This is a genomic window from Tenacibaculum aquimarinum (genome assembly GCF_022478115.1).
GTDB classification, from domain to species: Bacteria; Bacteroidota; Bacteroidia; order Flavobacteriales; family Flavobacteriaceae; genus Polaribacter; species Polaribacter aquimarinum_A.
This window is the reverse complement of sequence record NZ_JAKGSC010000005.1, coordinates 46,464-59,141: the sequence shown is the minus strand read 5'-3', so window position 1 is coordinate 59,141 and position 12,678 is coordinate 46,464. Positions and strand designations below refer to the sequence as shown.

General features: G+C 31.3%; 11 protein-coding genes. 9 read left to right on the top strand and 2 right to left on the bottom strand.

Annotation, left to right across the window (positions count from 1 at the left end):
* From L1S33_RS10700 to trpA, 9 genes are all read left to right on the top strand, one after another.
* Window positions 1–1,401 (top strand): amidase family protein, encoded by a 1,401-nt coding sequence (locus L1S33_RS10700; RefSeq protein WP_240562315.1) that lies wholly within the window; start codon window positions 1–3, stop codon window positions 1,399–1,401.
* Complete coding sequence (gene gatB/aspS / locus L1S33_RS10695; protein WP_240562314.1) at window positions 1,401–4,739, top strand: bifunctional amidotransferase subunit GatB/aspartate--tRNA ligase AspS; 3,339 nt, start codon at window positions 1,401–1,403, stop codon at window positions 4,737–4,739. The genes L1S33_RS10700 and gatB/aspS overlap by 1 nt, the downstream gene beginning before the upstream one ends.
* Window positions 4,740–4,919: 180 nt before the next feature.
* Complete coding sequence (locus L1S33_RS10690) at window positions 4,920–6,311, top strand: anthranilate synthase component I family protein (RefSeq protein ID WP_240562313.1); 1,392 nt, start codon at window positions 4,920–4,922, stop codon at window positions 6,309–6,311.
* Window positions 6,312–6,383: 72 nt separating this feature from the next.
* On the top strand, window positions 6,384–6,959 hold the full coding sequence (locus L1S33_RS10685; RefSeq protein ID WP_240562312.1) for an anthranilate synthase component II: 576 nt from the start codon (window positions 6,384–6,386) through the stop codon (window positions 6,957–6,959).
* On the top strand, window positions 6,959–7,948 hold the full coding sequence (trpD, locus tag L1S33_RS10680; protein WP_240551631.1) for an anthranilate phosphoribosyltransferase: 990 nt from the start codon (window positions 6,959–6,961) through the stop codon (window positions 7,946–7,948). Before L1S33_RS10685 ends, trpD begins: the two co-directional genes overlap by 1 nt.
* A 1-nt stretch (window position 7,949) precedes the next feature.
* Entirely contained in the window at window positions 7,950–8,738 is a 789-nt protein-coding gene (trpC, locus tag L1S33_RS10675; protein ID WP_240562311.1) for an indole-3-glycerol phosphate synthase TrpC, read from the top strand.
* A 1-nt stretch (window position 8,739) separates the two neighbouring features.
* Window positions 8,740–9,438, top strand: coding sequence for a phosphoribosylanthranilate isomerase (locus L1S33_RS10670; protein WP_240562310.1), 699 nt, complete (start codon window positions 8,740–8,742; stop codon window positions 9,436–9,438).
* Window positions 9,419–10,597: a tryptophan synthase subunit beta gene (trpB, locus tag L1S33_RS10665; protein WP_240562309.1), complete on the top strand. Its 1,179-nt coding sequence runs from the start codon at window positions 9,419–9,421 to the stop codon at window positions 10,595–10,597. Before L1S33_RS10670 ends, trpB begins: the two co-directional genes overlap by 20 nt.
* Before the next feature lies 1 nt (window position 10,598).
* A complete protein-coding gene (gene trpA / locus L1S33_RS10660) occupies window positions 10,599–11,366 on the top strand; it encodes a tryptophan synthase subunit alpha (RefSeq protein ID WP_240551635.1) in 768 nt (255 codons plus the stop codon).
* Between the two features lie 37 nt (window positions 11,367–11,403).
* Here trpA and L1S33_RS10655 read toward each other — a convergent pair whose 3' ends face one another.
* On the bottom strand, window positions 11,404–11,931 hold the full coding sequence (locus L1S33_RS10655; RefSeq protein ID WP_240551636.1) for a hypothetical protein: 528 nt from the start codon (window positions 11,929–11,931) through the stop codon (window positions 11,404–11,406).
* A gap of 96 nt (window positions 11,932–12,027) precedes the next feature.
* Window positions 12,028–12,636, bottom strand: coding sequence for a TonB-dependent receptor plug domain-containing protein (locus L1S33_RS10650; protein WP_240562308.1), 609 nt, complete (start codon window positions 12,634–12,636; stop codon window positions 12,028–12,030).
* Window positions 12,637–12,678: the final 42 nt, after the last annotated feature.

The following is a 12,678-nucleotide window of genomic DNA, read 5'->3' as shown; positions in this document are numbered from 1 at the left end:
ATGGAATCTCAAATACATAAAATTCATCAACAATTGATGAAAAAAGAAATTTCATGTACAAATTTAGTGCAAGAAAGATTAGATTTATTAAAATTGAATACACACAATACTGTTAATTCACTTTTAGACAATCTGGCGTTAGATTTAGCAGCAAAAGTAGATGTTAAAATTGCAAACGGAGAAGAAATTGGCTTGTTAGAAGGAATTCCATTCGGAATTAAAGATGTGTACATGGTGCAAGGAACTTTAACAACTGCAAGTTCAGATTTGTTGAGGAAATACAAATCACCTTATACGGCAACTGCTATTCAGAAATTATTAGATGCAGGTGCAATTCCTTTAGTAAAAGAAAATTGTGATTCTTTTGGACACGGTTCTTCTTCTGAAAACACCATTTTTGGAGCCGTTAAAAACGCCATTAATACAGACTTAGTTTCTGGAGGATCAAGTGGAGGTTCTGCAGTAAACGTTGCCAAAGATTATACTGTTTTTTCAATTGGTGGAGATACAGGAGGTTCTGTTCGTCAACCGGCAGGTTATAATAAAATATATGGATTAAAACCAACTTACGGAAGAATTTCTAGATTCGGATTAATGGCATACGCATCATCTACAGATTGTGTTGGGCCCATTGCAAAATCGATAGAAGATATTAGAATTGTTTTAAATGTAATGAGTGGTAAAGATGTAAAAGATCAAACTACGTATCAATCAGAAGCAATATCAGAAGAAACTATTTTAAATGCTGATGAAATTAAAACCGTTGGTTATTTTAAAAACTTTATAGAAACTGATGCAATTGACGCAAAAGTAAAAGCAGATTTTTTAGCATCTATAGAAAAAATTAAAGCCAAAGGAATTGAAGTAAAAGAATTAGATTTCTTTGAATCTGATACCTTAGTTTCTACTTATTACACCTTGGCAATGGCAGAAACGGCATCAAATCTTTCCAGATTAGATGGTACAAATTACGGAAATAGAATAGAAGGTGCTAATTTAAAGGATACCTATTCTATTACACGTTCAGAAAACTTTTCAGAAGAAACAAAACGTAGAATTATTGGTGGTAATCAAGTATTATCTCAAGGTTTTTCTGATGAAATTTATTTAAAAGGATTGAATTTAAGAGACCAGATTTCTGAAAATTTTGAAAAAGATTTTAAAGAAGTTGATGTTATTTTATCACCAGTTACTCCAAACTCACCTCCAAAAATTGGTGATAGTTTAAAAGATCCATTAGCAATGTATTTGTCTGATGCGTATACGGTTGGTTTTAGTTTAGGGCAATTGCCAACGTTAACAGTGCCACAAGGAACAGAAACTGGTTTACAAATTACGGCAGCAAAAAATAATGACGAACTTGTTTTGAAGTTTGCTAACTTCTTAAAAGATACGATATAATGGAATTGGAACAATTAAATGAGCTTATAGAAAAGCACGATTTAGAGTTAGTAATCGGTTTAGAAACACACGTTCGACTAAATACAAACACAAAGTTATTCTGTTCTTGTGCAAATCAAGAAATAGAACAACCAAACCAGAATATTTGTTCTGTTTGTACGGGACAAATGGGCGTTTTGCCTTCTATTAACAAAGAAGCAATTACAAAGGCTATTTATTTTGGTAAAGCAGTAGAATCTACTTTTTCTAATGAAGTAATCTCGTGGGATCGTAAACATTATGAATATCCTGATAATCCGAAGAATATTCAGATTACTCAGTTCCATAATCCGGTAATTCCAGACGGAAAAGTTTCTTGTTTTAGAAATGATGGAAGTCAATTTACGGTAGAATTAACACAAGTTCATATAGAGGAAGATGCGGCAAAATTAATGCACGAAAAGAAAGTTTCTTTAGTCGATTTTAATAAAGCTGGTGTTCCGTTAATTGAAATTGTTACCGAACCTTGTATTCGTAATATTGAAGATGCATCTACATACGCACAATACATTCAGCGTATTGTTCAGAATTTAAAAATATCGGAAGCAAACCTAGAAAAAGGAGAGTTTAAATCGGATGTTTCTGTATCTTTAAGAAAGAAAAATAGCAATGTTTTAAACCCAAGAACAGAAATCAAAAACTTAAATTCTTTTAAGTTTATGGTAGATGCTTTAAAGGAAGAAATTGAAAAGCAATTAAATTATTACGTAGAAAATAACGCCTTTAGACCAGACCAAACTACGGTTTTATGGGATGCCGATTTAAAGCAAACCAAAACCATGCGTAAAAAGGAATTTGAAGCAGATTATCGTTTTATTTCTGAGCCAGATTTACCTTTTGTAAGCATTAAACAAGTGGTAGAAAGTATAGATGTAGACGTTAGCACTTTGCCATTTGCAGTTGAATCAATTTTGATAAAAGGTGGCGTTTTACCACAAGATGCTAAGTTTTTTACAGCAGATTCGTTACGTTCAGAAACCTTTGTGGCTATTAATAATAAGGTGAATGATGCTTCTTTTGTAGCAAAAACGTTAACCAACAATATTAAACCAGAACAATATAAGGATATTCAGAATATTGACGACTTAAGTGCTATTTTTACTTTATTAAAAGAAGATAAAGTAACTATTGTTTTGGCTCAAAATGCTATTACATCGTTATTAGAAGATTCAAAATTTGACTATACAGCATATTTTAAAACAAATACAATTTCTGGAGCTCAAATTGAAGCTGCAATTCAGAAGGTAGTTTCAGAAAATGAAGCAATTGCAAACGATATTAAAGCAGGAAACCAAGGTAAAGCAGGTATTTTAGTTGGTAAAGTAATTGGAATTATAGGTAAAGGAGCTTCAGGAAAAGTAATTCGTGAGGGCATTTTAGATGCTTTAAGTAATAAAGTTGTTGTACAAACTTCAAATAATAATGAAGAAAGTAAAACAACAACTAACAACCAAAAACAAAAGGGCAACAACCAAGAGGAAGAATTGCCAACAGTTCCTATAATAATCAAGGAAAATTATAGAACCCATAAAATATCTCAATTATCCGAAGCTTCTATTAATGAAGAGGTAACGTTATCAGGTTGGGTTTCTAGTGTTAGAGATCATGGAGAATTAATTTTTATCGATTTAAGAGATTCAAGTAATCAAGTTTTTCAAGTACGTTTAAGTAAAGAAACGTTTCCTAATTTAGATGAACTAGTAAAGCTGAAACCAGAATCGGTAATTGCTGTAACAGGTGTTGTAGTTCAAAGAAATGAAGACGATTATAATGCAGGTTTAAGAACCGGTAAATTAGAATTAGAAACAGCTAGTTTAGAGATTTTAAACCTTTCTAAAACGTTGCCTTTCGAAATTAAAAGAGCGTTTAAAAGTAACGAGCAGGTTCGTTTTCAATACAAATTTTTAGACCATAGAAATGATGAGGTTCGTAAAGCAATTGTAAACCGTCATAAAGTAATCAAGCTAATGCGAGATATTTTAGATGAAGAGGAATTTTTAGAAATTGAAACACCAATTTTAACTGCTGGTACAGACGAAGGCGCAAGAGAATTTATTGTGCCAACAAGAAAACAAGCAGGTTCTTTTTATACGCTTCCACAAGCGCCACAACAATTTAAACAAATGTTAATGGTTGGTGGATTTGAAAAATACTTCCAAATTGCACGTTGTTTTAGAGATGAAGATTCTCGTGGAGACAGACAGCCAGAGTTTACACAATTAGATATTGAAATGGCGTACGCAAGTATGCAACAGATTATCGATTTAAACACCAAAATGTTTAATGAAATAGTAAGAAAAATTTATGGTAAAAAATGGATTTTACATCCTTTTGAAGTAATAACGTATAAAAATGCAATGGACAAATATGGTTGTGATAGACCAGATTTACGTTATGGATTGCAAATGCAAGACATTACAGGCATTGTAAAAGATACAACGTTCCAGGTCTTTAGTAAACCTATTGAAGAAGGCGGAATTGTAAAATGTATTAAAGTTTCTGCAAAAGAGCAAGGAAACAAAAGGATGTCTAAAGGACAAATAGAAAACCTAACAGCTATTGCACAACAAAATGGTTTAGGTGGTTTGGCGTATATTATTGTAAATGAAAACGATTTACAATCGCCAATTATTAAATTTTTAGGCGAAGAAATTGCAGCAAATATTATAAAAATAACCAATGCACAAGTTGGAGATATTGTGTTTTTCTCTGCGGCAGATTATGCAACAGCAAACAAAGCATTAGACGCCGTTCGTCAAGAAATGGGACGTTTGTTAAAATTGATTAATCCTAAAGAGTTAAGACCTGCTTGGGTTGTAGATTTTCCAATGTTTGAAAAAACAGACGAAGGAAGATGGACGTTTACGCACAATCCTTTTTCTATGCCAGCAATCTACGATTTAGAAAAGCACATGACTGGTGAAGGTGAAGCGATAGGAACAATAATAGCACAACAATACGATTTAATCTTAAACGGTTACGAAATTGGTGGAGGTTCTGTTCGTGCGCATAAAGCAGAAATTTTAGAAGCAACCTATAAAAATATGGGTTATGATAAAGAAGAAATGATGAAAAGTGTGGGAACCATGTACAAAGCGTTTCAATATGGAGCACCACCACATGGAGGAATTGCTTGGGGAGTTGACCGTTTAATGATGATTTTAGAAAAGAAAGCTTCTATTAGAGAGGTAATGGCTTTTCCTAAAACAGGTTCGTCAGAAGATCTATTATTTAATGCACCATCAATTTTATCAGATAAAAAGGTGGAAGAAATGAATGTGAAGATAATTAGGAAATAAAATCATTTTTAAGGTTGCTTAATATAAAAATCTACCTTACTTTTGTTGAACAATGAATAAACAACAAAACATATCTTGGTGGTGGAACTCTCTTAATTAATAAGTGAGAACTAAACCTATATGTAATAAATATAAAAAAAAAAGGCTTATCTCACGATAAGCCTTTTTCAATTCTATAAAATGAAGAAAATTAAATTTAATACAATAACTAAAAAACGAATTTCAGACACAATAACGCCTGTTGGTTTGTATTTGCGTTTTAGAGATAAATTTGCAAATACGTTATTATTAGAGAGTTCAGATTATCATAGTAAAGAAGAAAGTTTTTCTTTTATAGCTATTGAGCCTGTTTTTTCTATGAAAGCAGATAAGAACTTTTTTTCGACAAACTATAAAGGAAGAGAAGTTGATAATCAGAAAATTGATCGAAATTTCTACCAATTATTTGATGGGTTTTGTAATAATGTGGATTTAAATTGTGATGAAAATTTAAAATCGTTTAACGGATTGTATGGTTACACAACCTTTGATTCTGTTCAGTATTTTGAAACCATAAAATTTAACAATCCAGATGCGCCTTCTGCAATTCCAGAAATGCAATACAGTTTTTATCGATTTATAATTGCAATTAATCATTTTAATGATGAGTTAACCTTGATTGAAAATGTTGAAGAAGGCACGGAATCAAGAATTTCTGAAATTGAAACGATAATTGAAGCACAAACTTTCAATACACAAAAATTTGAAATTGTTGGTAATGAAACGTCAAATTGTACCGACGAAGATTTTATAGATTATGTAAGGAAAGCAAAAGCGCATTGTAAAAGAGGAGACGTTTTTCAATTGGTTTTATCGCGTCAATTTCAACAAAAATTTAAAGGAGATGAATTTAATGTGTATAGAGCATTACGTTCTATAAATCCATCACCATATTTATTTTATTTCGATTACGGAAGTTTCAAATTAATGGGTTCTTCACCAGAAGCACAAATTAAGATTTCCGAAGGAAAAGCAACTATAAATCCAATTGCTGGGACGTTCAGAAGAACTGGCGATATGGCAGAAGATATTAAGTTAGGTAAAAAGCTTTCTGAAGACAAAAAAGAAACTGCAGAACACGTAATGTTGGTAGATTTAGCACGTAACGATTTAAGTAAACATGCAGATAATGTTACGGTTGAGGTGTTTAAAGAAGTTCAGTATTTTAGCCATGTAATTCACTTGGTTTCAACAGTTCGTGGTAAGATAAAAGGAAATCCGATAGAAATAGTTGGAGATACTTTTCCGGCAGGAACGTTGAGCGGCGCACCAAAATACAAAGCAATGGAGTTGATTAATAAATATGAAAATCAAACTCGTGGATTTTACGGAGGAGCAGTCGGAATTATCGGTTTAAATGGTTCTGTAAATTTGGCAATTGCCATCAGATCTTTTGTAAGTAAAAATAACACGTTGTATTCGCAAGCAGGCGCAGGAATTGTAATTCATTCCGACGAAGAAAAGGAATTACAAGAAGTAAATAATAAGTTAGCTGCGTTAAATAAAGCGTTGATTTTAGCAGAAAATATATAGTTATTAAAAGATTGAAGATTTAAAGATTCAAGAATTTTTAAATTATTTAATCATTCAATTTTTGAATAAATTATGAAAATATTAATATTAGACAATTACGATTCATTTACCTATAATTTGGTGCATATGGTGGAAAAAATCACCAACAAAATGCCAGATGTTTATAGAAATGACGAAATTTCAATTGAAGGAGTTGGAACGTACGATTTAATTATGTTGTCTCCAGGACCTGGAATTCCTGATGAAGCAGGAATTTTAAAAGACGTAATTAAAACTTACGCAGGTAAAAAACCAATCTTTGGGGTTTGTTTAGGTTTACAAGCAATTACAGAAGTTTTTGGTGGAAAAATTATCAATTTAGACGATGTTTTTCATGGAGTAGCAACAGAAATGAAAATTACAGATACAACAGCTACAATTTTTAAAGATGTTCCAGAAACCTTTTTAGCAGCACGTTATCATTCTTGGTCTGCAACAGATGAAGGTTTTCCAGCGGATTTAATTGTAACTGCAAGAGATGAAGATGGAGGAATTCAAGCAATTGAACATAAATCATTTCCAATATCAGCAGTTCAATTTCACCCAGAAAGTATTTTAACAGAAGTTGGAGAGCAATTAGTGAAGAATTTTATTGAAGCAAATTCATAATGAAAGATATTTTAAACGATTTATATCAACATAAAAGATTAACTCAATCTCAGGCAAAAGAGGTGTTAATTAATATTGCTGCAGAAAAATATAATGATGCGCATTTAGCGTCTTTTATGACTGTTTTTATGATGCGCCCAATTACAGTTGATGAACTTTCTGGATTTAGAAACGCTTTAAAAGAATTGGCTATAAAAGTAGATTTTTCTGATTATAATACTATTGATATTGTAGGAACTGGTGGCGATGGGAAAGATACGTTTAACATATCCACTTTAACTTCATTTATTGTTGCAGGAACAGGGCAAAAAGTTGCGAAACATGGTAATTATTCTGTTTCTTCAAAGTCAGGTTCTTCAGATATGTTAGAAAGTTTTGGTTATGAATTTACCAATGATGAAAACACATTAAAAGAGCATTTAGAAAAAGCGAATATTTGTTTTTTACATGCGCCAAAATTTCATCCAGCAATGAAAGCTGTAGGACCAACCAGAAAAGCATTGAAATTAAAAACATTTTTTAATATTTTGGGACCTTTGGTAAATCCTAGTTCGCCACAAAATCAATTATTAGGAACTTTTAATGTTGAGGTTGCACGTTTGTATAATTACATTTTACAGGAGGAAAAATCTAATTACGGAATTGTGCATGCATTGGATGGTTATGATGAAATTTCGTTAACAAGCGGATTCAAATTATTCACTAAAAACGGTGAACAATTAATAAATCCCGAAGATTTAGGCCAAAAAAGAATACAACAATCAGAAATTTTTGGAGGGAATTCCGTTGCAGATGCAGCAAAGATTTTCAAAAATATTTTAGAAGGAAATGGGAGTGAAGCGCAAAACAATGTGGTTTTAACAAATGCTGCTTTCGCCTTAAAAATAGTAGATGCAACTAAGAGTTTTGAAACTGCTTATGAAGAAGCAAAAGATTCTCTATTTGGATTAAAAGCAAAACAAACATTAGAAACATTAGTAAGTATATAGAATGACAATTTTAGATAAAATAATAGCATTTAAGAAAAAGGAAATTGCAAAGATTAAAGCTGATGTTCCATTAAAGAAATTAGTGGAAAGCCCAAAGTTTAAGAGATCGGTAATTTCTTTAAAATCATCTTTATTAGAAGTTGGTTCAACTGGAATTATTGCCGAATATAAACGTCAATCTCCATCAAAAGGAATTATTAATGATAAGGCTACTGTTACTGAAGTTACAAATGGATATTTAGATGCAAACGTTGCAGCACAATCTATTTTAACAGATACTTCTTTTTTTGGAGGAACCATGGCAGATTTAATGGAAGCAAGAGTTATCAATCAGCAAAAACCAATTTTAAGAAAAGATTTTATTGTTGATGGATTTCAAATTGTAGAAGCAAAAGCAATTGGTGCAGATGTTATTTTATTAATTGCTTCTTGTTTAACATCTACAGAATTAAAAAACTACGGAAGCTTAGCAAATGATTTAGGTTTAGAGGTTTTGTATGAAGTACATACGCAAGAAGACTTAGATAAAATCAACAATTTAGATAATAAAATTATCGGTATTAATAACCGTAATTTAAAAACGTTTGAAGTTGATTTAGAGCACTCAATAAAATTAGCAGGTCAAATTCCTGATACTTGTATTAAAGTTTCAGAAAGTGGAATTTCTGATCCAAGAATTATTACAGGATTAAAAGAATATGGATTTCAAGGTTTTTTAATAGGTGAAAACTTTATGAAGACAGAAAACCCAGGAGAAGCTTGTCAAGAATTTATCAATCAAATTAGATAAGATGAAACTGAAAGTTTGCGGAATGAAATACATAGAAAACATCCAACAAGTTGCAGATTTGCAACCTGATTATTTGGGTTTCATTTTCTATGAAAAATCAAAAAGAAATTTTGAAGGAATCATTCCTGAATTGCCGAAATCAATAAAAAAGACAGGTGTTTTTGTTAATGAATATTTAGAGATTGTAATTTCTTTAGTTGAAGAATATCGCCTAGATGCCATTCAATTGCATGGAGACGAATCTGTGGAATATGTCACAGAATTAAAAAGTCAGTTAGCAGAAAGAAGAGCTTTATTTATTGAAGAAAATAAGCTACAGAAAAAGAAGAAAAATAAGCAATATGTTGCTGAATTTCCAATTGAGATAATAAAAGTATTTGGAATTAAAGATGAATTTGATTTCGACGTTTTAAAACCTTATGAAGAAGTTGTAGATTATTTTTTATTCGACACAAAAGGAAAAGAAAGAGGAGGAAATGGTGTAACTTTCGATTGGAGAGTTTTAGCGGAATATCCGTTTTCAAAGCCATTTTTTCTAAGTGGAGGAATAGGGTTAGAACAGATTAAAGAAATAGAAGAAATTAAAAAAACTGATTTACCAATTTATGCTTTAGACGTAAATAGTCAATTTGAAATTGAAGCAGGATTAAAATCAGTAGAAAATATAAAGAAATTTAAAGATGAAATTTCAACCAAGTAAAGACGGTTATTACGGGCAATTTGGAGGCGCATTTATTCCTGAATTATTGTATCCAAATGTTAAAGAGTTAGAAGATAATTATCTAACAATTTTAGAATCAGAGGCGTTTCAAACTGAATATAAAGATTTGTTGCAGCACTATGTTGGTCGCCCAAGTCCGTTGTATTTAGCAAAACGATTGTCAGAAAAATACGGAGCAACTATTTATTTAAAACGCGAAGATTTAAATCATACTGGAGCTCATAAAGTAAACAATACAATTGGTCAGATTTTAGTAGCTAAGCATTTAGGGAAAACTAAAATTATTGCAGAAACTGGAGCAGGTCAACATGGAGTTGCAACGGCAACTGTTTGTGCTTTAATGGGCTTAGAGTGTACGGTTTTTATGGGGGAAATTGATATTAAACGTCAAGCCCCAAATGTTGCCAGAATGAAAATGTTAGGAGCCAAGGTTGTTGCAGCTACAAGTGGAAGTAAAACGTTAAAGGATGCAACAAACGAAGCAATTCGTTATTGGATTCAGAATCCAGATACTTATTATTTAATTGGTTCTGTGGTTGGTCCACATCCATATCCAGATATGGTAGCGCGTTTGCAAGCTGTAATTTCCGAAGAAATGAAAGCACAATTAAAAGCCCAAACAGGGAATGAAAATCCAGATACAATTATTGCTTGTGTTGGTGGAGGTTCTAACGCTGCAGGTGCATTTTATCACTATTTAGAAAATGAAAGTGTTGAATTAGTGGCTGTTGAAGCTGCTGGTTTAGGTGTTAATTCTGGTGAAAGTGCTGCGACTTCTCAATTAGGAGAAGTTGGTGTAATTCACGGAAGTAAAACCATTTTAATGCAAGACGAATATGGGCAAATTGTAGAACCATATTCTATTTCTGCAGGATTAGATTATCCTGGAGTTGGACCATTGCATGCTTTTTTACACGAAACAAAAAGAGCAAAATTTTTGAATGCAACTGATAAAGAAGCATTAATGGCAGCTTATGAATTAACTAAAATCGAAGGAATTATTCCTGCATTAGAAAGTGCACACGCGTTAGCTGTTTTGCCAAAAATGAAGTTCAAAAAAGATCAAGTTGTAGTTGTGAATTTATCGGGTAGAGGAGATAAAGATTTAGAAATGTATATCAATAATTTAGAAGAGTAATATGAATTCAATTCAACAACTATTTCAGAAAAAAGAGAAGAATGTATTGTCTATATATTTTACTTCTGGTTATCCTAATTTGCACGATACAACACAGGTTATTTCTCAATTAGAAAAAAGTGGCGTGGATTTTATTGAAGTTGGTTTACCATATTCAGATCCTTTAGCAGACGGACCAACGATACAAGATAGTAGTCAAATTGCTTTGCAAAATGGTGTTAATTTAGATATTATTTTCGAACAATTACTTTCTATTAAAGAAACGAATAAAACCCCTTTGGTCTTAATGGGATATTTAAATCAGATGCTAAAATATGGTGAAGAAAAATTCTGTCAGAAAGTAGTTGATTGTGGTATAGATACAGTAATTCTTCCAGATTTACCAATGATAGAGTTTGAAAATCATTATAAAACACTGTTTGAAAAATATGGAATCACTAATGTGTTTTTAATTACGCCGCATACTTCTGAAGAAAGAATCAGAAAAATAGATTCATATTCTAAAGCGTTTATTTATGTGGTTGCTTCAGCTTCAATTACTGGGGCAAAAGGAGATATTTCTAACAATCAGGTTGCTTATTTCGAAAGAATAAAGAAGATGAATTTACAAAGTAAATTAATTATTGGTTTTGGTATTTCTGATAAACAAACCTTTACAACAGCTTGTAATTACGCTAACGGAACTATTATAGGTTCAGCTTTTATAAAACACTTAGGAAATAATGGAGTTGATAAAATTGATGGTTTTATAAATCCAATTATTTCATAAAACAAAAAAGCGAAACTTCCTAAGTTTCGCTTTTTTGTTATTTAGATTTTACGCCGCTAAAGTGTTGGTTTTTTAATTTAAATAACACATTAAAAGTGGTTAAACTCCCATAAATTCGAGTTATATATTGTTGTAAATCAATTTTATCTTGGTTGTCTAATGTTTTACTTGCATTTACTTTTTGTTCCATTACTCGGACTCTGTCACGAACCATAACTATTTTATTAAAGAAAGTATCCATTGGAATTTCTTTAGAAGACAAGTTAGTGTCTTTAGGTTCTAAAATAAGTTTTCCGCCTTTCCATTTATCAGCAATATGTACAACTTCAGAAATATCGCTATATTGTTTTAATAGATTTCTCAAGGTGCTTTCAACTTCATAAAAACTTACTGTGTCTAATTCATCTTCAATAGCTTCAATTATCTCTATTTCACTATTAATATCAATAGTTTCCAGCCCGTTTTCTTGAAAAGTTACCCAGTAGTTTTTACTATCAACATTAGTTACTACTCCAAAGCCAAATTCAGGATGATTTATTCTTGATCCTATTCCTAATATTTTCATTTCTATTCTCTTTCTGCAAAAATACAAGTTTAATTACTTTTGAAAAATAAAAACCCGTACAGAATGTACGGGTTTTTAAAAAATTAAAAATTGTATTTACAATGTTTCAACAACAATAACACCGTTTGCTCCTCTGACTCCATATCTCGAAGTTTCTGGTCCTTTTAATACAGTTACTGATTTTATTTGATTAGGAACAATACTTCCAAAAGTAACTTCACTAACAGTATTATTATTTAATACATATAATGGTGTCATAACCCCGTTTATAGAATTATAGCCTCTTATAACAATATTATTTTCTGAATCTACATTTACACCTGGGATTCGTCCTCTTAAATAATCATAGATGTCGTTAAACTGATTTGAATCTATGCTTTTTCCTTTTGAATTATTTACAACTTCAAAATCATTTCCTTTTTTTATTTTAATAGTTAGGTTTTTTTTGCCATCATATTTTATTTTTTTTATCCCAATAGTAGGATGAAAAGCACTTATTACAATGGGGTCTTTTTCTAACTTTATTTTAAAAACTCCATTTGAGTTAGTCCATCTTTTTTGCCTAGTGTCATCAAAAAGAATAATTGCACCGGCAACTGGTTTATTTTTTTCGTCCTTAACTTTAATAGTTAGGTTTTTAGATTGAGCACTAATTTTGAAACTTAAAAAGAATACTCCTAAAAGAATAATTATGTTTTTTTTCATCTTATTTGGTTTATAATAACGCCTCTAATATAATAAATTTTA